At 61.5% G+C, this 25,563-nt stretch carries 25 protein-coding genes and 1 tRNA gene; 7 read left to right on the top strand and 19 right to left on the bottom strand.

Annotated features, from left to right (window positions below; genetic code table 11):
• Positions 1-24: 24 nt before the first annotated feature.
• From fusA to PP1Y_RS14510, 7 genes are all read right to left on the bottom strand, one after another.
• A complete protein-coding gene (gene fusA / locus PP1Y_RS14540) occupies positions 25-2,097 on the bottom strand; it encodes an elongation factor G (RefSeq protein WP_013832929.1) in 2,073 nt (690 codons plus the stop codon).
• 120 nt (positions 2,098-2,217) lie between these two features.
• Positions 2,218-2,688 carry a 30S ribosomal protein S7 gene (gene rpsG, locus PP1Y_RS14535; RefSeq protein ID WP_007011878.1) on the bottom strand — a complete coding sequence of 157 codons (471 nt, stop codon included), beginning with the start codon at positions 2,686-2,688 and terminating at the stop codon, positions 2,218-2,220.
• Between the two features lie 92 nt (positions 2,689-2,780).
• Positions 2,781-3,152, bottom strand: coding sequence for a 30S ribosomal protein S12 (rpsL, locus tag PP1Y_RS14530; RefSeq protein ID WP_007011879.1), 372 nt, complete (start codon positions 3,150-3,152; stop codon positions 2,781-2,783).
• A gap of 469 nt (positions 3,153-3,621) precedes the next feature.
• On the bottom strand, positions 3,622-4,143 hold the full coding sequence (locus tag PP1Y_RS14525) for a DUF1993 family protein (protein ID WP_013832928.1): 522 nt from the start codon (positions 4,141-4,143) through the stop codon (positions 3,622-3,624).
• A gap of 145 nt (positions 4,144-4,288) precedes the next feature.
• Complete coding sequence (locus PP1Y_RS14520) at positions 4,289-5,488, bottom strand: GGDEF domain-containing protein (RefSeq protein ID WP_041558879.1); 1,200 nt, start codon at positions 5,486-5,488, stop codon at positions 4,289-4,291.
• 212 nt (positions 5,489-5,700) lie between these two features.
• Entirely contained in the window at positions 5,701-6,456 is a 756-nt protein-coding gene (locus PP1Y_RS14515) for a peptidylprolyl isomerase (RefSeq protein WP_013832926.1), read from the bottom strand.
• A 43-nt stretch (positions 6,457-6,499) separates the two neighbouring features.
• The gene (locus PP1Y_RS14510) at positions 6,500-7,189 is read right to left on the bottom strand and encodes a GcrA family cell cycle regulator (protein ID WP_038576277.1); all 690 of its coding nucleotides are present in this window, start codon (positions 7,187-7,189) and stop codon (positions 6,500-6,502) included.
• 97 nt (positions 7,190-7,286) lie between these two features.
• Here PP1Y_RS14510 and PP1Y_RS14505 point away from each other — a divergent pair, with 97 nt between their 5' ends.
• Positions 7,287-8,165, top strand: coding sequence for an ABC transporter permease (locus PP1Y_RS14505; RefSeq protein ID WP_041558878.1), 879 nt, complete (start codon positions 7,287-7,289; stop codon positions 8,163-8,165).
• 527 nt (positions 8,166-8,692) lie between these two features.
• Here PP1Y_RS14505 and hspQ read toward each other — a convergent pair.
• Positions 8,693-9,073 (bottom strand): heat shock protein HspQ, encoded by a 381-nt coding sequence (gene hspQ / locus PP1Y_RS14500; protein ID WP_013832924.1) that lies wholly within the window; start codon positions 9,071-9,073, stop codon positions 8,693-8,695.
• Between the two features lie 156 nt (positions 9,074-9,229).
• Between hspQ and PP1Y_RS14495 the strand changes: the two genes are divergently transcribed.
• A tRNA-Ser gene (locus PP1Y_RS14495) sits at positions 9,230-9,319 on the top strand.
• 108 nt (positions 9,320-9,427) lie between these two features.
• Here PP1Y_RS14495 and PP1Y_RS14490 read toward each other — a convergent pair.
• From PP1Y_RS14490 to PP1Y_RS14470, 5 genes are all read right to left on the bottom strand, one after another.
• Positions 9,428-10,198: an alpha/beta fold hydrolase gene (locus tag PP1Y_RS14490; protein ID WP_013832923.1), complete on the bottom strand. Its 771-nt coding sequence runs from the start codon at positions 10,196-10,198 to the stop codon at positions 9,428-9,430.
• A gap of 110 nt (positions 10,199-10,308) precedes the next feature.
• Positions 10,309-10,893 carry a GNAT family N-acetyltransferase gene (locus PP1Y_RS14485; RefSeq protein ID WP_013832922.1) on the bottom strand — a complete coding sequence of 195 codons (585 nt, stop codon included), beginning with the start codon at positions 10,891-10,893 and terminating at the stop codon, positions 10,309-10,311.
• Positions 10,890-11,972 (bottom strand): alpha/beta fold hydrolase, encoded by a 1,083-nt coding sequence (locus PP1Y_RS14480; protein WP_013832921.1) that lies wholly within the window; start codon positions 11,970-11,972, stop codon positions 10,890-10,892. Before PP1Y_RS14480 ends, PP1Y_RS14485 begins: the two co-directional genes overlap by 4 nt.
• A gap of 2 nt (positions 11,973-11,974) precedes the next feature.
• Entirely contained in the window at positions 11,975-12,340 is a 366-nt protein-coding gene (locus PP1Y_RS14475; protein ID WP_013832920.1) for a hypothetical protein, read from the bottom strand.
• A gap of 134 nt (positions 12,341-12,474) precedes the next feature.
• Positions 12,475-14,505, bottom strand: coding sequence for an elongation factor G (locus PP1Y_RS14470; RefSeq protein ID WP_013832919.1), 2,031 nt, complete (start codon positions 14,503-14,505; stop codon positions 12,475-12,477).
• 157 nt (positions 14,506-14,662) lie between these two features.
• On the opposite strand from PP1Y_RS14470, the gene PP1Y_RS14465 reads away from it, so the two are divergent.
• Genes PP1Y_RS14465 through PP1Y_RS14455 form a run of 3 tightly spaced genes read left to right on the top strand, consistent with a single transcriptional unit; the run spans position 14,663 to position 17,311 of the window.
• Positions 14,663-15,451 (top strand): tryptophan 2,3-dioxygenase, encoded by a 789-nt coding sequence (locus PP1Y_RS14465; protein WP_041558877.1) that lies wholly within the window; start codon positions 14,663-14,665, stop codon positions 15,449-15,451.
• Positions 15,452-15,453: 2 nt separating this feature from the next.
• Positions 15,454-16,614 (top strand): aminotransferase class V-fold PLP-dependent enzyme, encoded by a 1,161-nt coding sequence (locus tag PP1Y_RS14460; RefSeq protein ID WP_013832917.1) that lies wholly within the window; start codon positions 15,454-15,456, stop codon positions 16,612-16,614.
• Positions 16,615-16,627: 13 nt separating this feature from the next.
• Entirely contained in the window at positions 16,628-17,311 is a 684-nt protein-coding gene (locus PP1Y_RS14455; RefSeq protein ID WP_013832916.1) for a type 1 glutamine amidotransferase domain-containing protein, read from the top strand.
• Between the two features lie 238 nt (positions 17,312-17,549).
• Here the strand turns inward: PP1Y_RS14455 and PP1Y_RS14450 are convergent, their stop codons facing one another.
• The 6 genes from PP1Y_RS14450 to PP1Y_RS14435 all read right to left on the bottom strand — a co-directional run bounded on the left by PP1Y_RS14450 (position 17,550) and on the right by PP1Y_RS14435 (position 22,560).
• Entirely contained in the window at positions 17,550-17,738 is a 189-nt protein-coding gene (locus tag PP1Y_RS14450; protein WP_051010112.1) for an AlpA family transcriptional regulator, read from the bottom strand.
• 161 nt (positions 17,739-17,899) lie between these two features.
• Complete coding sequence (locus PP1Y_RS14445; protein WP_013832915.1) at positions 17,900-18,586, bottom strand: hypothetical protein; 687 nt, start codon at positions 18,584-18,586, stop codon at positions 17,900-17,902.
• 307 nt (positions 18,587-18,893) lie between these two features.
• Complete coding sequence (locus PP1Y_RS26035; protein WP_158511859.1) at positions 18,894-19,055, bottom strand: hypothetical protein; 162 nt, start codon at positions 19,053-19,055, stop codon at positions 18,894-18,896.
• Between the two features lie 667 nt (positions 19,056-19,722).
• Entirely contained in the window at positions 19,723-20,238 is a 516-nt protein-coding gene (locus PP1Y_RS25385) for an ATP-binding protein (protein ID WP_158511858.1), read from the bottom strand.
• Between the two features lie 17 nt (positions 20,239-20,255).
• Positions 20,256-21,794, bottom strand: a complete 1,539-nt coding sequence (locus PP1Y_RS14440) for a GNAT family N-acetyltransferase (RefSeq protein ID WP_041558876.1) — start codon at positions 21,792-21,794, stop codon at positions 20,256-20,258.
• Positions 21,769-22,560, bottom strand: coding sequence for a helix-turn-helix domain-containing protein (locus PP1Y_RS14435; protein ID WP_013832911.1), 792 nt, complete (start codon positions 22,558-22,560; stop codon positions 21,769-21,771). Before PP1Y_RS14435 ends, PP1Y_RS14440 begins: the two co-directional genes overlap by 26 nt.
• A gap of 311 nt (positions 22,561-22,871) precedes the next feature.
• Here PP1Y_RS14435 and PP1Y_RS14430 point away from each other — a divergent pair, with 311 nt between their 5' ends.
• Together PP1Y_RS14430 and PP1Y_RS14425 are read left to right on the top strand one after the other, a co-directional pair.
• A complete protein-coding gene (locus tag PP1Y_RS14430; RefSeq protein WP_013832910.1) occupies positions 22,872-23,579 on the top strand; it encodes a restriction endonuclease in 708 nt (235 codons plus the stop codon).
• Between the two features lie 459 nt (positions 23,580-24,038).
• The gene (locus PP1Y_RS14425) at positions 24,039-25,088 is read left to right on the top strand and encodes a hypothetical protein (protein ID WP_041558875.1); all 1,050 of its coding nucleotides are present in this window, start codon (positions 24,039-24,041) and stop codon (positions 25,086-25,088) included.
• The last annotated feature ends 475 nt before the right edge of the window (positions 25,089-25,563 follow it).

The raw sequence follows: 25,563 nt of genomic DNA, 5'->3' as shown, positions 1-25,563 counted from the left end.
CCGCCCCTAGAACCATTCCTGCCCTTAGGCAAGCTTCTCCTTCACCTCGGCCGCGACGTTGGCCGGGACCTCGTCGTAGTGAGAGAAGAACATGGAGTAGTTCGCGCGGCCCTGGGTGAACGAGCGGAGCTGGTTCACGTAGCCGAACATGTTTGCCAGCGGCACGTTGGCCTCGACAACCTGGGCGTTGCCGCGGCTGTCGGTGCCCTGGATCTGGCCACGACGGCTGTTCATGTCGCCGATGACGTCACCGAGGTATTCCTCGGGGGTGACGACCTCGACCTTCATGATCGGTTCGAGCAGCTTGATGCCGGCCTTCTGGGCGACTTCGCGCATACATCCGCGACCGGCGATTTCGAAGGCCAGGGCCGACGAGTCGACGTCGTGGTAGGCACCGTCATAAAGCACGATGTCGAAGTCGATGATCGGGAAGCCGACGAGCGAGCCGGTCTCGGCCGTTTCGCGCATGCCCTTCTCGATGGCCGGGATGTATTCCTTCGGAATGTTACCGCCCTTGACTTCGTCCTTGAAGGTGATGCCCGAACCGCGCTCGCCCGGCGTGACCTTGACCTTCACGCGACCGAACTGGCCGGTACCGCCCGACTGCTTCTTGTGGGTGTAGTCCACGTCGACCGGCTTCGCGAGATATTCGCGATAGGCCACCTGCGGCGCACCGACGTTGGCTTCGACCTTGAACTCGCGACGCATGCGGTCGACGATGATGTCGAGGTGAAGTTCGCCCATGCCCTTGATGATGGTCTGGCCCGATTCGTGATCGGTCGAGACGCGGAAGCTGGGATCCTCGGCCGAGAGACGGTTGAGCGCAACGCCCATCTTCTCCTGGTCGGCCTTGGTCTTGGGTTCCACCGACAGCTCGATGACCGGCTCGGGGAATTCCATGCGCTCGAGAACGATCGGCGCCTTCTCCGAGCAGAGCGTATCGCCGGTGGTCGTTTCCTTCATGCCGGCCAGCGCAACGATGTCGCCTGCGTAGGCTTCTTCGATGTCCTTGCGCTCGTTGGCATGCATCTCGAGGATACGGCCGACCTTTTCCTTCTTCTGCTTCACCGAGTTCAGGTACGAACCCTTCGAGAGCGTGCCCGAGTAGATGCGGCAGAAAGTGAGCGAGCCGACGAACGGGTCGTTCATGACCTTGAAGGCCAGCGCCGAGAACGGCGCGTCGTCCGACGGCGGACGGCTGTCGGGCTCGTCGCTGTCGACCTTGACGCCCTGGACGTCTTCGATGTCGAGCGGCGAAGGCAGGTAGTCGACGACGGCGTCGAGCAGCGGCTGAACGCCCTTGTTCTTGAACGCCGAACCGCAAACGACCGGAACGAACGCGTGGCCGAGCGTACCCTTGCGGATCAGGCGCTTCAGCGTGTCGACGTCGGGCTCGTTGCCTTCGAGGTACGCTTCCATGACATCGTCGTCCTGCTCGACGGCGAGTTCGATAAGCTGGCTGCGGTACAGCTCGGCTTCGTCCGCCATGTCGGCCGGAATCTCTTCATAGAAGAACTCGGCGCCGAGCGATTCGTCCTTCCAGATGATCGCGCGGTTGTGGACCAGGTCGACGAGACCCTTGAGATCGGACTCGAGACCGATCGGCAGGTAAAGCACTGCAGGGGTGGCGCCGAGGCGGTCGATGATCGACTGGACGCAGTACTTGAAGTCGGCCCCGGTGCGGTCGAGCTTGTTGATGAAGCACATGCGCGGAACGCCGTACTTGTCAGCCTGACGCCACACGGTTTCCGACTGCGGCTCAACGCCGGCAACGCCGTCGAAGCACGCAACCGCGCCGTCGAGCACGCGCAGCGAACGCTCGACTTCGATGGTGAAGTCGACGTGTCCGGGGGTGTCGATGATGTTGATGCGGTAGTCGCCCCAGAAGCAGGTGGTCGCTGCCGAGGTGATGGTGATGCCGCGTTCCTGCTCCTGCTCCATCCAGTCCATGGTCGCAGCGCCGTCGTGCACTTCGCCGATCTTGTAGGACTTGCCGGTGTAATAGAGGATACGCTCGGTCGTGGTGGTCTTGCCGGCGTCGATGTGCGCCATGATACCGATGTTACGGTACATATTGAGCGAATGGCTACGTGCCATGGTGAAGTTCCTTCAGCAGGAGTTTCTTGAAGGTGGGGCCGATCGCGAGATAGGCCCCCGCCCCCTGAATTGAAAGTGTGACGCCCGGATGACTTCACGTCCCGAGCGTCACGACGCCGATTACCAGCGGTAGTGCGAGAAGGCGCGGTTTGCGTCCGCCATGCGGTGCGTGTCTTCGCGCTTCTTCACGGCATTGCCGCGGTTGTTGGCAGCGTCCATCAGCTCGCCCGAAAGGCGGGCGGCCATGGTGGTCTCGGGACGATTGCGCGCCGCCGAGATCAGCCAGCGGATGGCCAGGGCCTGGGCACGCTCGGGGCGAACCTCGACCGGAACCTGGTAGGTCGCACCACCGACGCGGCGGCTGCGCACTTCGATCTGCGGCTTCACGTTGTTCAGCGCATCGTGGAACAGCTGGACCGGATCGGCCTTGGCGCGCGATTCCATGGTGTCGAGCGCACCGTAGACGATGCTTTCGGCGACCGACTTCTTGCCGTCGAGCATGAGGTTGTTCATGAACTTCGACAGGACCTGATCACCGAACTTCGGATCAGGCAGGATTTCCCGCTTCTCGGGACGACGACGACGTGACATCGTTTAGAATTCCTTGTTCTTGCGACCGGGCGCTTTCGCCTTCCCGGCCGGTCAATCTTCATCGCGCGGCGCGGTAAAGCGCCGCTGCCGGATCACTTCGGACGCTTGGCGCCGTACTTCGAGCGCGACTGCTTGCGGTCCTTGACGCCCTGCGTGTCGAGCACGCCGCGCAGGATGTGGTAGCGAACGCCGGGAAGGTCGCGAACGCGGCCGCCGCGGATGAGCACGACCGAGTGCTCCTGCAGGTTGTGGCCTTCACCCGGGATGTACGAGATGACTTCGCGGCTGTTGGTCAGGCGCACCTTGGCGACCTTGCGAAGTGCCGAGTTCGGCTTCTTCGGGGTCGTGGTGTAGACGCGGGTGCAGACGCCACGCTTCTGCGGGTTCTGCTCCATCGCAGGGACCTTCGACTTGGCCTTCTGCGGTTCGCGGCCCTTGCGGACCAGCTGGTTGATCGTGGGCATCTATACTCTTCTTTCAAAATGGGAGTGCGATGGATCCGGCCCGTACCGTGGGCGCAGAACGCAAGCCACGGGACGGACCCGTCGCACCCCGGGTCATCAGGCCCGGCGGGTTCGAAAGACGAAGCATGATCGGAAGTCACGAAGGACCGGTTCTGACCGCCGTTACCGCATCAGCCTGATGGCGACGCCGACGAACCAGGACCCTGGCCGCAATCGTGAGCCGAAAAACACTCCACCCGGCACGAACCGCCGGATTACTTTGCCACCGGGTTTCCGAAAGCGCCCTTGCCCGAATCGGGACAAGACCAGCTGTCATGGGACCGATCCGGAGGCAAAACCGCCGGAAAAGCACCGAAAACACGCGAGCGACAATGTTCAGCTCTAAATCTTCCCCTGCGACCTGAAGCCGCAAAGGATGCGCGCCCTTAGGCGAGATCCCCCTTCGGGTCAAGGCGAACGGGGCGCCGGCTCAGGCTTTCCTGCGGGTCTGTCCGAGGAAATCCCCCTTGCCGAGGGCAACGCCCTGGCTGCGCAGAAGGTCATAGGCGGTCGTGGCATGGAAGAAGAAGTTGGGCAGCGAGAAGCTGAGCAGGAAGTTCGCGACAGTGAAGTCCATGCGGTAGCTCTTGAACTCGAAGCGCATGTCGCGATCGGCGATGGCGTCGAGTTCGCCCGGCGCAACGCCCTCGAGTGTCGCGATCGACTGGGCGACCTGTTCGCGCAATGTCGGGAATTCGCTCGGCACCGGATCGAGCTCGGGACCGAACACGCCTGCGCGAACGCCTTCGATCGCGCGGGCCGAATGATGCCCGGCCTCCAAGACCTGCTTGGCGAACGGCCACATGTCGGGCGCAAGCCGCGCCTCGGTCAGCGTCTCGGGCGAGACGCCGACTGCCTTGCAATGGTCTTCGGCCTTTTCGAGCTGCCCGGCCAACGCCCGCAGGATCTGCAGACATGTTTTCACATAGGCGTCATCGAGGGAAACGGACACGGCTCTCTATCTCCCTGAAAATGTTCGGGCTCGGGGTAGAGGAAGCCGCCGGTCAGCACAACCGGCCCGGCAGGCACAGCGCATATCCGTCCGCGCGAGTGCAATCAGGACTGCGCGGTCCGATTAGCGCGAACGGCCCGCCGGACTAGCTGTACTCGTGCTCGCCAGCCTCGTCGCCATGCTGCGACGCCTCACCTGCACCATCGGCGGGACTGGCCACCTGGACGCAGTTGCGCCCTGCACTCTTGGCCCGGAACAGGGCTTCGTCCGCCGCCCTCAGCGCCTCGCCGGACGTCTCGTAGGCATGGGCATCGGCCACGCCCGCAGAAAAGCTGATGCGCCCGAACGGAAGATCCGTCGCGCGGTTGACGAACTTGCGGGTCGCAAGCTTCTCACGCGCATTGTCGAGGATATCCATGGCTTCCTGAGCGGTTTTGCCGCGCAGCAGGACAACGAACTCCTCACCGCCGTGGCGCGCCACGTGGCACCTGTCGTTCGAGATCTTCGCGAGCGACTGCGCCACCGTACGCAAGATACGATCGCCCGCCTCGTGGCCGTGGACGTCGTTGATGCGCTTGAAATTGTCGATGTCGCAGAAGGCGACGGCCAAGGCGTCTCCCACCTCGCGCGAGTCCCCGAATTCCTGCTTGAGCACGGCCTCGAAGGCGCGGCGGTTGGGCAGGCCTGTCAGGTGATCCATCTCCGCCTCGCGCCGCGCGTCCGCCAGGTTCTTCTGAAGAGCGCGGGTTTCGCGTTCCGAACGGCTCAACTCGCGCTCGATATCGCGGGTGCGCGAGATCATGTCGCGCGCCAGCGAGGCCAGCTGCACGATCACCTCGTTCGCATTGCCCACGGCCCCAAGGTCGCCAACATGGGCCTCAAGCGCCGAATTGTAGTCGTTTGTCGCCGTTCGCGCGGCAGTGGTGGTGGCGGCAAATTCCGCAATCGACGATTCGAGGCGCATCACCAGATGGTGGAGCTGCTCGCCCGAATTGTCGCGGCTCTGAGCAATCACGACATCCTCGAGCCAGGCCAGTGTGATCGGCTCCCGGCTGCTGATGCGGTCGGCCACGAGCCGCCCGACCATGGGATTCGCCCCGGTTACGATGTCGTGCGCGATCTCCAGCGTCGCTACCGACACCGGCAGGCGATGCGTCAGCAGGAAACTGGAGATCTCCGCCAGCGTCTTTTCCCGCATGCGCTCGCGCGGGTCCACCAACTGCGGCGCGGCTTCGGCTGCAGGCGCAGCCTGCTCGTGCGCCTCGCCGTCCGCGCCTCGGGCCTTGCCCAGCCCGAACCAGCGCATGAAGCCCCCCCGGGCCTGACTGTCGTCGTTTGCCGTCATGCGCTCGGTTAACGACAAAACCGTGGTTAATTTAAGTAGTAATAGTCGGGATCTGGATAAAAACTTTCTGGCAAGCATTGAAATCGGCCAAAAAGCACGTTCCGTGCATTTTGCGCAATCGCCGCACCGCCCGCCGGCGGACAAGCACGCGGGTCTTTAGTTGACCGCCCAAAGTCGAATCACCGGGCGGGCAAGTAAACTATGGGTAACGATCAGTCGGCGCCGTCCGCCGCTTCTTCCTCGCCCGCGATGGTGGCAGGTGCCAGTGCCGATGGCTCCGGCGCAGGTACGGTGGAAGCGGGCGGCGGAGCGGCGACCCGGCGAGCGCCGATGATCTTCACCTCGTCCTCGAGGATGTCGCCCTTCATCACGCCTTCACCCTTCGTGGCCGAGCGCGGCATGTCCCAGATCTTGCGCACGACATTCATGCCGGAGACGACATGACCGAAGGCGGCGAAACCGGCGCCGGGATCTTCGCCTTCGTTGCCCGCCTGCGCGTCGAGCGCGGGCATGTCGGAAATGAGAATCATGAAATCGGCCGTGGCAGTGCCCGGCGCGAAGCGCGCCATCGAAACGGCCCCCGCCTTGTGCAGGATGCCCGTCCTGTTGGTCGGCTCATGGGCCACGGGCGGGAAAAGCTTGGCGCCGTCGCGCACCCCGCCCTGCAGCAACCCGGCCGGTTCGTCGCTGTAATCCAGGTGCATGGCCCGGTAGAACACCGCGCCATCCAGGCGTCCGGAATCGACGTACTTGAGGAAGTTCGCGGTGGTCAGCGGCGCATGCGTCTTGTCGAGATCGAGCGTGATCGCGCCGGCGGGCGTCTTCAGCTCGACATAGACATGCTCGACCCTTTCAGGAGCCGCGGGAGCTTGAGCCACGGCAGGCGGCGCGGGCACATCGCCGGGCGCCTCGGCCTGCCGGGCACCGGCCGGCAAAGCGAGCGCGGCCAGCGCGAAAGGTGCGGCCATGGCGGCAAGAACCCTGCCCGGTCGCACCTTCGCCTTCATCGGATCAGCGCACCCGCGGTCCGCCGAAAGGCAGCGGCGGAGGTGGACGGCGCGCGCCGCGCGGCAGCTGGGCCTGATAGGCGCGGCCGCAGTGCTGGACGCAATAGGGGAAGCCGGGGTTCACCTTGTCGCCGCAGAAGTGGAAGTCCGGCTCGCCCGGGTGCCCCATCGGCCAGCGGCAGATGCGGTCGTTGAGGTCGAGCAGGCTCGTCTTGTCGGCGATTTCCGGGCTCGGCTTGGCCGGAACCAGGCGGCGCGGCGGAGCGGGCGGGATCGGCTGCTGCTGATCGCCGGGCCCCTGACGCAGGAAGCCACCGGGACCGACCGAGACGATGCGCGGCTGCTCCGAGGCGGGCTTGTCCGCAGCAGGGGCTGCCGGCGCAGAAGGCGCAGCGGCGCGCGGAGCCGGCGCGGCCGGAGCCTGCGGCACAGGCCTGGCCACCGGCGCCTCGGCCTTGGGGGCTGGCGCAGCTGGCGCTTCGGAGGCGGGCTTCGCCTTCTTGGGAGCCGCCGGACGAGCCGGCTTCTCGTTCGCCTTGACCGGCGAGGGCCGGGCCTTGAGACCGAGGCGATGCGCCTTGCCGATAACCGCATTGCGGCTGACGCCTCCAAGCTCGTCCGCGATCTGGCTGGCAGTGGCGCCGCCTTCCCACATCTTGGTCAGCTTCTCGATCCGCTCGTCCGTCCAGCTCATTCCTAATCCATCTTTCGCGCTGGGCGACTCCGAAGAATCGCCCGAAAAAGTTCCATGCCGCTTGCCTCGGAAGACCGCAGCCGATAGTCGCCGCTTCATGGCCGATCAAACGAATTCGACCGAGATGCTGACTCCTGCCGGTATCCCGCAGCCACGCCAGTTTCCGACGAAGGGCGAGCCTGTGATCCACCAGGTGAACTGGGTGGGGCTCAAGACCCTTTATATGAAGGAGGTGCGCCGCTTCTTCAAGGTGCAGACCCAGACCATCTGGGCACCGGCGATCACCACCCTTCTCTTCCTCGTGATTTTCACTGTCGCGCTGGGTCGCGGCGGGCGCGAAATCCTCGGCGTGAACTTCGCGACTTTCGTGGCGCCGGGCCTGATCGTCATGGGCATGATGCAGAACGCCTTCGCCAATGCGAGCTTCTCGTTCCTCTCGGGCAAGATCCAGGGCACGATCATCGATTTCCTGATGCCGCCGCTCAGCGAAGGCGAACTGATGCTGGCGATGGTCGCCGCCGCCGTGACCCGCGCCGTCCTCGTCGGCTTGGCCCTTTGCGCGGCGATGCTGCTGTGGCCCGGCGTCGACTTGTCGGTAGCCCACCCCTGGGCGGTCGTCTGGTTCGGCCTGATGGGGTCGGTCTTCCTTGCCCTGCTCGGCTTCATATCCTCGATCTGGGCGGAAAAGTTCGATCACAACGCGGCGGTGACCAACTTCGTCATCGCCCCGCTCTCCCTGCTGTCGGGCACGTTCTACGTGATCGATAACCTTGCGCCGGCTTTCCAGGCGGTGAGCCGCGTCAATCCCTTCTTCTACGTCATCTCGGGCTTCCGTTTCGGCTTCCTGGGCCAAAGCGATATCGGCGATACCAACATGGCCGTTCTGCACAGCGCCATCGGCATCGGCATTGTCAATGCCGTACTGGCCTTCGTGGTCTATCGCGTGCTCCGTTCCGGCTGGAAGCTCAAGGGCTGAAGCATAGGCGAAGGGGTGCCGGAACCTTGCCCGGCAACTCCGGAGCGCCGCGGGCGGCGTCTGACGAATAGTCAGTCTTCCGATGACATTCCGACCTCGTGCCGGGACTGACGTCCTCTTACCCTGCAGGCAGGCGTCCGCTCGATCTGGACTAGCTCGACTTCAATCTGGGCATCCGGGCTGCACGACTACGCGGCCAGCGACGAGTTCTGCCTCATCTCCCCGAAAACTTCATCACGGCCGAGGAGGTCATGGCGCCGATGGCCGCCCGGCTGCGCAATACGGCGTCCACCCACGGGCAGCTCCCTGTCGATGCTCTCGCCGGGGTAAGCGACCTGGCCGTTCTGCGCGGCGTGGAATGCCATGAGGCGCAGGGTTACTAGCTGGCGCAGCGCCGAGTGCCGCCAAGGTCGTGACTCAGCTGTTGCAAGGCCTGTGAGGCGCAGGCCGGATATCCTCGAAGCGGCTCAGATCAGGAACGAACGCATCGCCCGACCGCCGCCGCGAAGCCCGCCCTCAGTGATGAATCAATGAGCCAGACCGCGGCGCAACTGGTAGCGGCCGTTCCGGAATTCCTCGAAGATCTCGCTGACGGAGGGATGATCCACAGGCCCGCCCTCGGCATCCTCGAGCAGGTTCTGCTGACTGACGTAGGCGACGTAGCTGGAATCCTCGTTTTCAGCGAGGAGATGATAGTACGGCTGCTCGCGGCTGGGCCGCAGTTCCAGCGGGATCGACTGGTACCATTCCTCGCTGTTGGCGAAGACCGGATCGATATCGAAAATCACGCCGCGGAAGTCGTGTTGCTTGTGGCGAACGACGTCGCCAATCGCGAATCGCGCCCGCGTCTGGAACGGCGCGTCGATGACGCGTCCGGCCTGTGGCGAAAAGAAGGACGCTCTGTTCATGACCGCAAATATAGGTTTTGTGCGGGTGCGAAACAAGCGACGCCCCAAGAATACCCACAATTTCCCAATCAGGGGGTTGGCAAGCTCAAACAAGTGGGCTAACGGCGCGCTTCGCTCGACCCGGCGGGACTTTCCCGCTCCATCGCGATCTCTAGCGGAGAGGTGGCAGAGAGGTCGAATGCGCCGCACTCGAAATGCGGTGTACGGGCAACCGTACCGTGGGTTCGAATCCCACCCTCTCCGCCATTAACTTACTGAAAATGCGTTAGACTATCCCCTTCGGGGACACTGCAGGACATGCTGCCGCGCGGGTGTTCCGGTGGCTGCTTTGCCACGCCTTTCCGGCGCCCCGGATCAGGCGTAGAAGCTGGCGAAAGGCGCGCTGGGCTGGAAGGATTGCCATTGTCCTTCGACCTGCCCGAGACGGTCCGCGATGACGTGAAAAACCGCCGGATTGGTCATGAAGCCGAAATGGCTCGACACTACTTCGACGTTTTCATTGATCTCGTCGGTATCGCCGAGGCAGTTTTCCCAGGCGGTGACACCATCTGTCCTGCTGAACACGGCCGTCGAGGGAATCGGCAGGGCATCGGCACCGATGCGATAGCGCTCGACCATCTTGGCCGAAGTGAAATCGTTGCCGGTGGCGAACTGGTAGACCGTCTGCAGGTTGGTCGCGCGCGGATTGCCGGAGAACGGACTGCCCAGCGAGATCACCTGCCTCAGGTCATCCGGATCGCGCCGCGCCGCCTCGCGGGCGATGACCCCGCCCAGGCTCCACCCGACGAGGCTGACCTTGCGGCCGGTATCGCTGCGGATGGCCCGGATGCGCTCGGCGATGTATTCGCCGTTCTCGCCGACGGTGTGCTGGTCGAAGTTCCACCCCAGGTCCATCGGATAGACGTCATAGGAAAGCTGCTTGAGGAAGCTGCGCAGGAGAATCGTCATCGTATCGTTGGTGGCAAAGCCCGGCAGGACCACCACCGGATGACCATCTCCGCGCGGAGAGAGCGACAGCAGCGGGCTGAGCGCCACGAGTGCGCCGGCTTCCATGAGGCACCGCGCCGGCTCAAGCAGGGCCAGGCCGAGGAACGGCGGACGAATGGCGGCAGTCTTGTGCTCCATGCGCGTTCAGGCCCTGCCGATGTGCGCGGGGATAAGGAAACGGGTCATGAGAACTCCTGTAGCTGTCCGCGCGGGGCCATCGCCAGGTGCGGTCGGGGGAACGACAGCGCCTAAAGGCTATATGCCGTCCGCGTGGACGCATAACGCTCGAGATTGAGCGCCATGATGACAATGTCGCTGGTCGCACCCGCGGCGTCGCGGACCTGATCACGCAGCAGCGCTTCGGGACGAAAGCCCAGTTCCTCGAACATGCGCAGCGCGCCTTCCTGATCGGGCGTCATCTGCACCGTCAGCTTCTCCACGTCTTCGCCCAGCGCCTGGTCGACGCAGTGCATCGCCAGCAGGCGGCCCAGCCCCATGCTGCGGCTGTCCACGCCCACGAGGATACGGATATCGGCGACATGGCTCGACCAGCTCAGGCGGTCGCGGACCAGCGCGGTGCAGCCGTGGACCTGACCTTCGACGTCGACCGCAAGCAGGCTGCTGATCGATCCGCCCTCCTCGGTCTGGTCGATCCAGGCGGACACGACCTTCTCCTGGCGGATATCGCGCTGAAGGAACAGCAGGTCGTGGGCCGGCAGCGATTGCGCGAAGGCCAGGATCGCGTCCCGGTCGCCGCGCTCCATCGGGCGCAGGTTGACGCAGGACTCGCCCAGTTCGAGCCGGGTGGGGGCAATATCGTTGCTGATCGTCATGTCGATCGTACTCCAAGCCAGTCGTCTATATGGGGCCATAGCCGCCGGACTGCAGCGGGTCCCGCGACAAGGCTGACATGGCCGCCTTTTGAAACGATTTCGTGTCTGTCCTTCGATCCCGTCAGCTGCATGAGCGGCTGCGTCGCCTCGTGACTGACGATGTGATCGTGCTGCGCCACGATGTTGAGCAGCGGACAGGTGATGCCCGACAGGTCGACCATTTGGCCGCCCACTTCGAGCGTGTTCTTCGCCAAAGCATTTTCCCACATGAGCCGCGTAATGATCTCGCGGAAGTATTCGCCGGGAACCGGGAGGGTTTCTGCCGCCCAGCGGTCGAACATGCGGTAGGACTTCACGTAGTCATCGTTCCACATGTTGTTCCAGAGCGTCATGCGCCCCGCCGTGCGATTGGCCGGACGTGACAGGTCGAAGGCGCCGAGCATCACGTCGGCGGGGATGACACCAAGTTCGCGCACCAGCAGGTCGACATCGAAGTAGCGCTTGTCCGCCCAGGCCTGGAACAGCTTCATGTGCGTGAAGTCGATGGGCGTGGCGATTGCGATCAGGTTCCTGACCGCTTCGGGATGCAGCGCGGTGCAGATCGTCGCCAGCGTTCCGCCCATGCAATAGCCGGCCAGCGAAACCTCGGTTTCCTGCGTGATCTCCTGGATGGCGGCGAAGCTGTCGGGCAGGAAGCGGTCGACATAGTCGGCAAGGCCCAGCCCGGCTTCCCCACGCCGGGGAGGATTCCAGTCGAGGTTGTAAACGTCGTAGCCGCATTTGAGCATGAACTCGACGAAACTCTGTCCGGCCGCGAGATCGAAGATGTAGCCCTTGTTCGACGGCGGCGAGACGATCAGCAGCGGCACCCGGTAGATCTCGTCCAGCACCGGTTCGTAGCGGTAGAGAACCGCGGTTCCATCGCGATGGATGACTGTCTTGGGCATCGTCCCGACCGGCGCGCGGTCGGCGATGAGGAGGTCGAGCCCCTTGATGTTGCGCTTGAGCGCCCGCTCAATTTCCTGTTCGACGCGCTGGGCGATGGCGTCGCTGTCGAGCGGTGATGGCTCTGCTGGCAAAGTCAGCCGGCCTTGCCTGCCGGCTTGCGGGTTCTGCGCGGCTCCTGCTTGCCTTCGCGAACGGGGCCGTCCTGCGCCAGCTTGTCGAGCGCGATGCGCAGCTGGGCGATCGAGTCCTCTATGGCATCGAGGCGATCGGACAGCCCTTCCACCTGGGCCTTGGTCGGCAGGTTGAGCGACTGCAGGACGTTCTCAAGCTGGTCGGTCACGGTCCTCTGCGCAACCAGCATCATCTTGGTCGCCTGCCCCATGATCGCGCTGAACTGCTCGCTCTCGGTGAACTTGCCTGACCAGGCGTTGATTTCGAGCTCCCAATCCTGAACGAACTTCTGCCAGGCGGCGAGCGGGTCATAGGGCGCATTGCTCATGGGCACTACAATGCTTTGCACCAGCGGCAGTACAACTAGCCATAAAGAGAGATTCGCGCGGATAATGGCGAGGAATGCCGCCATCGCCCTGCCCGGGATGGCGGCTTTCCTCGCGCATGGTCCGCGCTTCGGCGTCAGGCCGGTTCGAGGCGCCCCTGAATGATCGCGCTTGCCAGCTTGCCGTTGACTTCGGCAAAGTGATCGAAGCGCGCCACGAACTGCGCCATGCCCTGACTGAGCGAACGCAGCTCGCCGTCGAGCCCTGCCAGTTCGGCACCGGGCAGCAGCATTTCGATGACGTCCCAGCGCGACCATCCCTCGAGCGGGACAATGCCGAGCATCTGTCCCCTCCGGCTTGCCAGGTGCGAGGTCACGCGCGAGGTCGCCGAGCCCGGGACGCGGATCGCAACATGGGCAAAGGGTTCGAGCAGATAGGGTCCCGCCGCAGCCAGTGCCTCGCTCATCGCCAGCCGCCCGGCCAGCCGGAACGCCAGTTCGGAACTGTCGACGGTATGGAAGGAGCCGTCGACCAGGGTAACGGCAACGTCCACCACCTCGAAGCCTAGCGGCCCGCTCTCCATCGCATCGCGCACGCCGTGTTCGACCGAGGGTATCCACTGCCTGGGCACCGCGCCGCCGGTAATGCGCTCGTCGAATCGGAAGCCCTCGCCGCGCTGGAGCGGGCGAACCTCGATCACCACGTCGCCGAACTGGCCATGGCCTCCCGACTGCTTCTTGTGCCGTCCGCGCTGCGTCACCGCCTTGCGGATGGTCTCACGATAGGGAATGGCCGGCGCGCTGGCGGAAACGTCCACCCCGTAACGGCGCTTGAGCCGCTCGAGCGCGACCGCGAGGTGTTCGTCCGTACGGCCACGGATCAGCATTTCATGGGTCATTTCGTCGGGCGCCCATGCGAGCCCGGCATCTTCCTCCACCAGCTTGCCGATGGCGGCAGACAGGCGCACTTCGTCCTTGTGGTCCCTGACCTCGATGGCGAGCGCACAATTGGTTGGCGGCATCGCCGCAGGCTCCGCAGGTTCAGGCCTGTTCCCCGCCATGCCAAGGCGCTGCCCGGCGCAGACATCGTCGAGCTTGGCGATCCCGACGACATCGCCCCGATCGGCCTGCTGCAGCTTGTTCGCCGCGCTGCCCTGCAAGGCGAAGAGCGCCCCTGCCCGCACCGCCTCGCCGCTTTCGTCCACCCAGTCGGCCCCCTCGCGGACCTCACCGCCGAACAGGCGCATGAGCGCGAGGCGACCGACCGAACTGCCGTTCATGATCTTGAAGACCTGCGCAGTGTTCGGGCCGATGCCAAGGCGCTCCATCGCCTGTTCCATCGGCGGCGTGTCATGCCGCAGCATCTTGAGCAGACGCCGCACGCCGAACCCGTTGATCGCCGAACCGAACAGGACCGGCACCGCCTGCCCTTGCGCCGTTTCGCGGGTCAGGTCGCCGAAGATGACATCGAGCCTGGGAACTTCGTCCAGCAGCAGTTGCTCAAGGAGAACGTCGTCATGATCGGCCAGTTGCTCCAGCATGTGAAAGCGCGCTGCGGTCTCCACTGCCTCGAGATCGGCGGGAATCGGTATCTGTTCGGAGGGCTTTCCAGGCCGGTAGTGATAGGCCCGCTCCAGCGCCAGATCGACGAAGCCGTCGATGTGCTCGCCGTCGCGGATGGGGATCTGCCGCGCCACCAGCGCCGAGGCGCTCAGCGGCTGCAGCGTTTCCAGCAGTTCCTCGATGCTGCCGCGCGCCTGATCGATCCTGTTGACGAAGATCGCCCGCGGAATGTCCATCGCCTCGAGCTGACGCAGGATCGGCTCCGCCTGCGGGCCGCGCACGGGATCGGGGTCGATCACCACCAGAGCGAGGTCGGCCACCGCAAGCGCCTGCTCCGCATCGGCGGAAAAGCCGGGCGCGCCGGGGACGTCGAGCAGCACGAAAGGCTCTTCCATCCAGCCAAAGCGCATGAGGTTCAGCTCGGTCGATCCGCCTCGGGATCGGGCCTCGGGACTGGCATCGCCCACGCTGTTGCCGTCCTTGACTGCGCCCAGTCTGGTAATCGCTCCTGCCGCGAACAGCATCGCTTCTGCCAGACTCGTCTTGCCTGCGCCCGTCGGTCCGACGAGCGCAATGACTTTCGCGCCGTTGCTGGTTGCCTTCATGTCGCTCTCCTCGCGCTTGCATCTCCTGAAGTCCTGCCCGCTCTTGTGGCGGTGCGCCGGAGTCGCGAGGATCCTCCCAGAACCGGGCCAATGCAAGCGAAACGAGGGATAGTTTCCTGCGCTTGCGGACCGCCGGGGCTTGGTCCAAACCTTGGCCATGACAGACATGACTTACGCGCGCTACCTGGCGCTCGACGATCTTCTCGCCGCCCAGCACCCCGTCTCCGACGAACACGACGAGCTGCTGTTCATCGTCATTCACCAGACCAAGGAACTGTGGCTCAAGCAGATCCTGTCCGAACTGCATCTTGCCATCGGGCTGGTGCAGCGCGACGCCCTGGTCGAAGCCTACAAGAGCCTCGCCCGGGTCAGCCGCATCCAGTCGGTGATGACGCTGGCCTGGGAAGTCCTCGCGACAATGACGCCCAGCGACTACTCGACCTTCCGCCCGGTGCTGGGAAGCAGTTCGGGCTTCCAGTCCGACCAGTTCCGCACGATGGAGTTCCTGCTCGGCCTCAAGCAGGCGGGGCATCTCGAATTCCAGGCCGACCGGCCCCATGCGCGCGCGGCGATGGAGAAGGCGCTCCAGCAGCCCAGCCTGTGGGACGAGGCCAACCGCGCGCTCGCCCGCGCCGGCTTCGCGCTGCCCGCCGAGGCTCTGGAACGCGATTTCAGCGCGACCTACAAGCCATCCCCCCAGGTCGAGGCGGCATGGCTGGAAGTCTACCGCGATCCGCATCGCCACTGGGACCTCTATCAGCTCGCCGAAAAGCTGGTCGACATCGACGATGCCCTGTCCACCTGGCGCCACAAGCACGTGCTTACGGTCAGCCGCATCATCGGCGGCAAGCCCGGTACCGGCGGGACATCGGGCGTGCCCTATCTCGCCTCGACCGTGACCAAGCGCGCCTTCCCGGAACTCTGGTCGCTCAGGACCAGCCTGTAATCATGGGCACCTCTCACAAGCACCTGTTCAGCCGCGCCATCGGGGCTGCGCCCGGCAGGCTGCACTTCGCCGCCCATTCGCACCACTTGTGGCCGGACGCCTCGCATGACGGCCACCTTGCCTGCTGGCAGGACGCAGCCGCCCTTGCCGACCGCAAGTGGGATCGGATCATGGGCGAGGCCTGGCCCGAAGCGCAGCGCCATGTTGCCGCCGAACTGAACCTGCCCGACCCATCCACCGTCGTCTTAGCGCAGAACACGCACGATTTCCTCGTGCGCATCGTCTCGGCCCACCCGCGCCGTCCTTTGCGCATTCTGGCCAGCGACGGCGAGTTCCACAGCTTTCGCCGACAGGCCGCGCGCTGGCTGGAGGCAGGCGTGATCGAACTGGAAACGGTGCCCCTCGCCGGAGAGGACTTCGAGGACCGTTTCCTCGCCCGCGCGCAAGAGGGCGATCACGATCTCGTCTGGATCAGCCATGTCATGTTCGGCACCGGGCAGGTCTTCTCGGGGCTCGAGCGGCTTGCCGAGATCGCCCGCACCGAAGGGCCGTGGGTCGTGGTAGACGGCTATCACGGGTTCATGGCGACGCAGACCGACCTGTCGCGCGTTGCCGACCGGCTGTTCTACCTCGCAGGGGGATACAAGTACGCCATGTCCGGCGAAGGCGTGGCGATCATGCACGCCCCGCCCGGCCTTGGCGAAAGACCGCAGGTTACAGGCTGGTATGCCGAGATCGCCGACTTGTCCGATCCATCGGGCCACGTCGAATATGCCGCCGACGCGCGGCGCTTTCTTGGCGCCACCTTCGATCCCTCCGGGCTCTACCGCTTCAACGCGGTGCGCGCGATGCTGGCGGAGGAGGGCCTAGATACCGCGGCGATCAGTGCGAAGACCGAAAGCCTCAAGCGCCACCTTCTCGCAAACATCGCGGAAACCCCGCTTGCCGCAGCCACCCTGCTCAACCCGCCCGGCCCCGGACCGCAAGCGCGCTTCCTTGCCTTCGCGCATCCCAGTGCCCAGCTATGGAAGGCAATGCTCGGCCGCGAGGACGTGATCGTCGATGTCCGAGGCGACGTCCTGCGCATCGGCTTCGGGTTATACCACGATGAAAGCGACGTGGACGCCCTTGTCGACGCCCTCGCCCGGCTGCCGAGAACGTAACAAGGAGTTGTCCATGAAAGTCCTGATCGTCCTCACCTCCCACGATCAACTCGGCGAGACCGGCCACAAGACCGGCTTCTGGCTCGAGGAACTCGCCGCGCCCTATTACGCGCTCAAGCAGGCCGGCGCGCAGATCACCCTTGCCTCGCCCAAGGGCGGCCGCCCCCCGCTCGACCCCAAGAGCAACGAGCCCGACTTCCAGACCGACGAGACCCGCCGCTTCGAAGCGGACCCCGAAGCGATGGGCGCGCTGGCGCAGAGCGTCCTGCTGGCCGCAGTGAAGGCCGAAAACTTCGACGCGGTCTTCTACCCCGGCGGCCATGGCCCGCTCTGGGACCTTGCAGAGGACAGCCATTCGATCGCCCTGATCGAAGACTTCCTCGCCGCGCAAAAGCCCGTCGCTCTCGTCTGCCATGCCCCCGGGGTCCTGCGCCACGTACGCAAGCCCGACGGCCAGCCGCTGGTCGCAGGCAGAAAGGTGACCGGATTCACCAACTCCGAAGAAGCCGCCGTCGAACTGACCGACGTCGTTCCCTTCCTTGTCGAGGACGAACTGAAGGCCAAGGGCGGCCAGTTCTCAAGCGGTCCCGACTGGCACTCCCACGTCGTGCGCGACGGGTTGCTGATCACGGGCCAGAACCCCGCCTCCTCGGCCGCCACGGCAGAAGCGCTGACGCAGGCCCTGCAGGCCGCGTAATCGGGACTTTGGCCAGCAGCGAAAGGCGGTGCGGCGCCTTTACAACCCGTATTCCGGGTTGACCGCCGCGCAGAACGTTGGCCGCGCCTTCCAGACGCATCCTAAACTACTGATTTTTTGCGCAATTTAGGATGATTGGCGGAGCGGGAGGGAGTCTTCATTTGCATCGTAAATACCTGATTTATATCTATTTTCTGCTTGAATAACTGCGCCAATGCCCCCACGGATGCCCCCAATATCAGCGGTCATTTGCACCTCCTGCGATGCAGCTGGAGATCCAGGCTTCAATGTCGGATTCCAGCCATCCCACGGCCCGCTGGCTCAACGGGTGCGGTCGGGGAAACTCGGCACTTTGGATTTTGCGGTAGATGGTCGCCCGGCTCAGCCCGGTACGCGCTCTGACGGCGGGGAGCCGAAGGATCGCCATGGGGGCACGCCCACCGAAAACGTACATCTCACGCGTGGGCTGTTGTTCAGTGTCTTGTGTGATATGGGGCTTCTCAGCCATGTGTTCCTCCAGGATCGATTGTGGTGAGGGTCGGGACGATGTTGGCGCATCGCTCGGCCCGTTTTCGTTGATGCTGCCGGCTAGAGCATCCAGAGCGGCTTGATGATCAGTGACAGGTCAACCATGATGTAGCTGGGCACGTTTTCCAGATCGTACGGTCCAGTGTAAAATTCCTCAGGAACAGCAATCAGCTGATCGTCCTCATGGAAAAACATCCAGCGTGTGTGCTCCTGATCGAAGACATTCTCTGCGAACAGATCAAAGTAGAGTGCGAACCGCAGCTGCGCCTTTTCATCGAGCCACGGTTCGATTTCGAATGCCTTCTCGGTCGTGTCCGTATGATGCTCGAGCCAATCCTCGAAACTGCCGTAATCCTCTCTCGAGGCCTCTTCCTCCCCCTGAGCAAGCGAAGCCCGCGCTGGATATTTTGCTCGGGCTCTGCGCAGATAGGCCGCTCGAAGCATGTCGCTTTCGGTGATGTCCGGGTGCTTCGAACCAAAGGCGAAGACACCCCATAGAAGCGACGCCACCTGCTTCAGCCCGGCCGTCTGGACGCCGTAACGCCCAAGTTCCTTCAACACTGCCGCGATGTGCACGGCCTCAAACCCGAAGAACCTGTGCTTGCCTTTGCCAAGTCCTTCGCCTTCGGCCGCGATCAGCAGGCCTTCCCTGATCCAGTAGGCGAGCAGATCGCTTGCGATTCCAACCGCATCTGCGATCTGCTGGCGGGTGTAGCGACCTTGGAAGAGGGAGGCTGGAAGAGGCATGGCCTCGGCCTAAGGGACCTTTTCCTACAAATAAAGAGAAAAATTACCTGTGCGGAAAACCTGCACACTTCAGAGACTTAATGGTGAAGTGTCGTTGCTATCCAGACGATCGTAAACAGCAGGCAAACTCAGTGCCGGGTCATCCGTATTTTAGGACGCATGGCCAGAACAGCGGCTTCAGCCCGGACGAGTTGAGCAGCGATATCATCGCGAATTCTGGTGGCGACGGCACAACTCACCTCGCATAATTCGCAGCCGAGCCGGCATCCTGGCGTTGCTCGATACACAGGTTTTCTTTTAGCCTCGGTCATTTCGACCTCACAACAAGACCTGAGAGAAGGAGATGATCGAGGCCGATGGCATCAAACCTCAAAGTAGCCCGAATGTCCCGCAGTTCCCCAAAGGTAATTTGAAATACCTGCCCTTCTTGCGCAGCAAGGGCGCGCAACGGTAAAGCGGCAAAAGCCATGATCGTTCTCCATAAACGAATTGTGGTCAGAACCGGTTGGAGGTGGCCGCCTTCAACCGGTTCACCACTGGTTACGTAAGTTGACCCCACTGTCAATGGGTGTTACGTAATTACCATGACCGAGGAACAGTTGTCCGTCCGCTTCGAAATGCGTGCTACGCACAGTTGGATCGACCGTCTTGATGATTGGCGGGGAAAGCAAAAGCCAATCCCCTCCCGGGCAGAAGCAATTCGCAGTCTGGTCGATAAGGCATTGAGTGCTGAGAAGCCTTGAGTACGGGCATCTCGCGCGTAGCTATGGTCACGCACCGGAATTGGCTTGGCTGCGCCTCTTTCAAGTTGGCCGTCCTGCCCCTAGGGGTATCCGCTGTATTGCACTGGTCCTAGAGTTTCCTATGCGGCGCAGAGTGATCGAAGCCACCATTGAGCCAATTTCAGGCTCGGGAACGACAGCTCATGCGGACAGTCCGGAAAGTCGCCTTTCGAGAGCGCAGATTGGATAGCGGACATTCCAGACGGCAAACCCACCTGTCAGCTTCGCGCCCCAAACTCGGTTGTTCAGTAGCCGAACGCCAATGATGGAAAGCGGACATTTGTTCGGATTGATGATGGCAGAAACGATGCCTCACGACTTTGAAATTTATTCGTGATGAAAAGTCGCCAGACCTCAAGACGTCAGGCAGGCTTCTAGCTTTGATATCTCCTCAGCTTGGATGACTAAGCAGTCGACGCCAAGGGCCTGTGCAATAGCCATTGCGTGCCGTCGTGAATATATTTGGTGATTGCGAAGGACATCGAGGTTTAACGAGGGTCTTTCCCGACGTGAATCTTGTTTTCGATTGCGTTGGATGACGGCAGGTTCGGCTTCGAGATGCACTACTAGACAGAGGCCCAAAGCTTCGAATACATCGACTGGTATCGTCGCCAATCCAGCAGGCCCATCTATGACTGTATGTCCGTCAAAGACCACCATCTCGGCAGATCGGTCTCGGGCCACCATGAAACCTTCGACCAGAAGTCGCTGATTTTCGTCAAGGTCAAATTGCCTAAGCGCATCTCGCGATATAGCTCTGCCCGCCTGCGCTCGAGCGATTAGGCTTCCACCAGTAAGGTGCTGAAATGACATTTTTTCGGCTAGTTTGCGAATGAATGTTGTCTTGCCGACGCCAGATATACCGGTCACTGCGATTATCTTCTGACTCATACATCGAACACTAGATTCGAACGGTTGACGAGATCGACCAGTTGAGCGTGTCGCAACTCATAAATCGATTGCTGAGGATGGCCGTTCACGACACCCATTGTACGCAGTTCGTCTAACGAAATCGGCGGATCGACATATGCGACGAGGAGGTAATTGATTACCTTCACCGGTCGCCTTTCCGTCGCATTCCAGCTGGCGAGTTCCTTCTCGCTGTAAACCGACCTGCCTCCAGTGAGAAGCATCAAATCTTTTGTGGATCTGGCCAGACTAACGCTTTCCAAAATGCCGAGCGTCGTGATCGCCTGTGAAGGCGGTTCCTGTGAAACCCCTTTATAGAAGAATAACACCGAACCGGCAGGACCCAGCTTTGATTGTGCCCGACACAAATACACTTTGCGAATAGTATTCCCGGGACGGGTTGGGGCATCAGCCTTGGATGCGCCTACGAACAAATCTGGCTGCCGTGGCCGCCATAGGTCGGGATAGAGCGTGTCATGGTATGCTTCTTTAATCGGGATGCCGAAGCCGCGCGTTTCCCGGTCCAGCAGGAATCTTGGATAGCATTTACGAGCCAAATCGAAGTCGGTCACATCTGAGCTTCGGTCGAGACCGTCTTGCGAAAAAGCTCGCTCGTAGATGAATTCACCCTGGTCGTTCGTTCCAGCGTTCTGAAACCCGTAGAACTCCAAGAGGTCCATTAACGAGACTTGGTCCTGGTAGGTGGTGAGGTAGGCGAGACCATAGCCGTTCGTCTGCGCATACCACAGGACTTGCTTCAGCAGCAGCTCTCCAAGTTTAACGCCGCGCTTTTCAGGGGCTACTTTGAATGTGCAGATTTTCAGGATCTTGTCAGCTGTTGTTACGGCATCCGTATCATCAGCAGTCTCATCCTTCCGAACGATCAGACCGACGAGTTTGTCGTCATCGTAGACGACCCAGCAGGCGCGGTGCTGTTTGACACACTTCTCCCGCCACCACTCATTGAACTCTGGATATCCGTCCCGTAAGCTGTCGAAGAACCCATCCTTGTGGTCGATCTCGTGTGCCTGAACTTCTCCGACATGGCGGATTGGGACCTCTTTTGGCTCATAGGTCTGGACCAGGAGATCGGTTGCATCTGCGATGAAAAGAACACGGCGCCCGAGTTCGGTCGAGCGCTTTTGCGCCCGTTCGTGCAACCCTTTGTCTTGGGTGACAAGAAAATCTGAAGCGCCACTCTCAAGCGCATGGAGAAGAGTCGCATCGACGAGGTCGTTTGGCTTTTTGAGAGGGCCGTAAGCTAAGGCAAGTTCGTCCGTCGAGAGACCGCGACGCTTCTTCAGAACAAGATATTTCTCGATTTTACTGAGCGAAATTTGCCGCCGCGCCGAATCTCTGTCACGCGCGATATCCTCACTTGCAGCCTCGTGGACGAAGACATTGACCTTGTGCGCTGATGCGAGCTTGTGGAACCTCGCATATGCGGCCTCTACCTTGTGGTTGTCTTCCAGGCCGATCAGAATGTTCGTATCAATGAGATACGATTGCTGGCTCATCTCGAAGGGCCTTTCGCAGGTCACGCTTTGCGTAAAGGAAGGATTGCGGAGGCTCAAAGCCGAATTTTTCGCGCAATTCATTTAGAGGAAGCGGACGTGAGAAAGCCTTCGCGTCATCAAGAATCAAAGCAAATCCGTGTTCGAGACCTTCGAAATACGCATTGAACTGATCGCGCTCTATCGAGGCAGCAAACTCGAATTCAGCCCAAAGTTGTTCGATAGGAAGCTTGAGAACATCACGAATAGCGGCAGTGCCAACCATCGCTTTCACAGGGGATGTGGAGTAAATATACGCAAGCGTTCCGTTCGGGGCGGACACAGGAAATCGACGGCGTAATTCAACGGTCTTGCGACCATCCAGAATGCTTTTCGAATATTTCGGTTTAATTGAAAGAACGACGTCGCGCTGCGGTCTAAAAGGGTCATCTCCGAGGATCGGTAGTACCAATTGGTCATCGTTTCCATGTTCTATATCGAACGTATCGCACAATTTCAATGAAATCGGTGCATCGGCTGGGAAGCAGGCATTGACCCGCAGAGAGGCCCCGAGCGCCTCGACATATCGCTGTACGGTGCTCAGGTAAATCTCACCGCCCTTTTCGATCTTCGAAACGGCGGCTTGTTGAACGTCCATGCGAACGGCTAGCTGCTCCTGCGTTAGCCCCGAGAGCAGGCGAAGACGACGAAGTTCCGGTCCGGCCACGCCAACGTCACCACCGTATGCAACTGCCCTCGCTTCGATGACTTTGCCGGCCAAATTTTTCATACAAACAGATCCTTTCCAGGGTCGATATTCGTATTCTATATTCCTTTCAAGGAATATCTAGCGCCAATGCGACCGCGAACGGCCATGTCCACATCGACTACGGTTTGCCGTCACGCACTGATGGCTGCACTGGCAACTTTGTGCACTATGGCATTCAGGTCAATCAGTAGCGGACAGTATCCTAACGGCTCATCTGCCGTCATCTGGGCGCTGTTGTCGCGTAGACATCATTTTCTTTACTGGCTTTTTGTGGCGGACACTGGAGCCTCATGCCAAGTTGAATATGATAGCTAGGAAAAGGCGTGATCGGAATGGCAGACGACTGGAAAGAGTATCAGGAAGAAGCAGCTGAGTTTTTCCGCTCTCTCGGGTTGTCGGCCGAAACTGATGCGAAGCTAACCGGCGTTCGAACGACGCATGATATAGACGTGGTGGTTAAGTCGAAGCATGTTGGCTTTGAAGTGCTTTGGCTCGTAGAATGCAAGCATTGGAAGTCGGCTGTTTCCAAGCTACATGTTTTGGGATTGCGCGAGATCGTAAGCGATCTTGGGGCCGATCGAGGCATCCTGCTGTGTGAGGCAGGTTTTCAGGTTGGGGCGGTCGAAGCAGCAAACCTGACGAACGTGCAAGTAACCTCACTAGCGTCGCTGTCCATCGAGACGCGCCAAGACATATCGGCCATGCGGCTACGCGAACTCTATGATCGCATTGAGCAATGCAATGATCGTTATTGGGAGCTCGACAAGCCGTATCGAAAAGCGGTTGGGCTTCGGCCCGACCTGGCCGAATCTGGCTACTCAGGAGCCCGCGTCGTAGATTTTTGCCGTGACCTTTTATCGCGGGCATTTAGGGGGCTCTACCCGATAGAAACTGGACATGACGGGATGTTTGTACGCCAAGGTCTGCCGTCAACTTATTCCGATATTGACGCGGTGTTGGAGGTCGTGGATTCCCTGACAATAGAATTAGAAGACAAGCTGGACATCGCATATGCTGGCCTCCCCTCCAAGAAAACATAGTCTGCTTCGCATGCCCTGCCGCTCGACCAACCCAACGAACTACGTCGCCGGAAGATGAAAGAGAGACTGGTGTCGGGGCACTCAAGGATGGCCGTTGAGGACCGAGATTGAGGCGGAGGCAACTCGCGCGCCGGCACGACTCCGCGTCAGCTTTCCCCATTTTCTTCCTACTACCGGACAGTCAGGAACCGGCCCAGGTGGAGTCATAATTGGCCAGATGAATGAGCGGCCGATTTGGACGATGCAGACATGATCGAGGAATGGCCGCTGTGCTGGCGGCGGCGGCCACTTGCGCAATACGGCGCGGTCGAGGATTGCATAATCCAATTCTTCCAATTTCTGTAACCTTGCGCCAAGTCGGCCGCCGGGGAAAACGGGCGCGAAACAAATAGGTGCGGAAATGCGCTCGTGTCGCCACCCAAAATATCATTTGAATCTTGCTCCGGAAGTTTGAACAGCATGCATGCATTCGATCGGCGCCTTCTTTATTCCTGGTTGCTGCTGACACTGGGAGCGGGCTGCGCGCTTTTCATGCCAGTGGTAATCGTTCTGCTCATGCTGACGATTATCGGCATTCCCTTGGGGTGGCTTATCGCCCTTATGCCGGGGGCATGGCTATATTTAACGCCGACGCTTGCAATCTATGCGATCCTGCGCCGACTGTCAGACAGGACGCCGCATCTAGCGATGTTAGCGGTGGCCGCCATACTCCCGCTGGCCGCCGGCTTTGGCATTCCATGGTGGGCCAACGGAATCACCGAACGACGCGTCCAGCTCCTGATCGCGCAAGATCACGGTACCCCTCCAATATTGCGGCCAAATCTTTCGATCACCCACGCAATTGACAGGGGCTTAGGCTCTCCGGGTAAATGTTCGGACACTTGCCAGCGGCTTCTATTTTCACGCACCGCGAAGAGCATTACCCAAGTGCCGCTCGACGAGCTGTCAAATGGGCCCGAACTGCCCAGCCCCGCTCATCGCTTTTCACTCGGATCGATCGGTCCGGAATGCAACCGCGCTCGTTTGCAAATGGTGTATGCCTCAAGCGCAGAAACTGGACGCGACGTTCCACCCCCGCCACCACCGCTGTGGGATAAACTGGATGAATTCCGGCGGGAGGGGTTGTGCTTGCATGACGAGATGGTGCGAGATGTGCGTACCGATATTCTCGTGGTCGAACGGTGGAATTACGATCCAGCCTTTCGAGCCTTTCATTTCGATGGTGGGGGTTGGCGCCTTTCACTAAATCCCATCACTCCATTTAAACGGCGGGAGGTATTCCGACGCACGCCTGCCGGCTTGGTGCGGCTCATGCGCCGGACTGAAGTCCGGTATGCACTCCTGGCAGAGCCGTTATGGCTGTCGCCCGGTTTCAGTTTCGACACAACCACGCCTACGCACTGGGTCTGGCGCGATGGGCGTGTCGCCGGCAGCCCGCTTGAAACCTTTGAGCCCACCCAATGGAACGGAATAATTGCCAACGATCTGACGGTGTCTGGCCTGCGATGATGCGAGTGACGACGCCAGCACGACCCCGCAGACCTGCAGAACTACCGATCTCAATTGTTATTTCGCCTCCAACTGGAAACAACCCCGAGGCGGGCTAGTGCGTGAATGTATGGCAGCTCTCGACGATCCAATCTGAGCCAGCCAATGGCCGCTCTTCAGGCGGGTGTGGTCCTCACCATACACATGAGGGCGGGCAGGGGTAGGCGCTGTCCTGATCCTGGCACTCTTCGATGCTTGTAATTCCGGCAGGAATCCCCATGTTACTGAACACTGCGCGCATTCGTATTCCGTAGGCGCGCGCGGCAGAGAGACCATGCGCGCTCCCGCTTACATGACGGGAGGGGTGCTGTGGACCTCAACGAACTATTTTCCCGCCACCAGATCGCGCTGATCCGCGCGGATCGAACCGAAACCTCCAGCGAGCATCGCCGATATGCCGCACAGGCAGACTGCTTCGCTTCGCGACTCGGCGCGC

Source organism: Novosphingobium sp. PP1Y (assembly GCF_000253255.1).
Classification (GTDB): Bacteria; Pseudomonadota; Alphaproteobacteria; order Sphingomonadales; family Sphingomonadaceae; genus Novosphingobium.
Note: the sequence above shows the minus strand (reverse complement) of the source record. Positions and strands in the feature narration are given on the sequence as shown.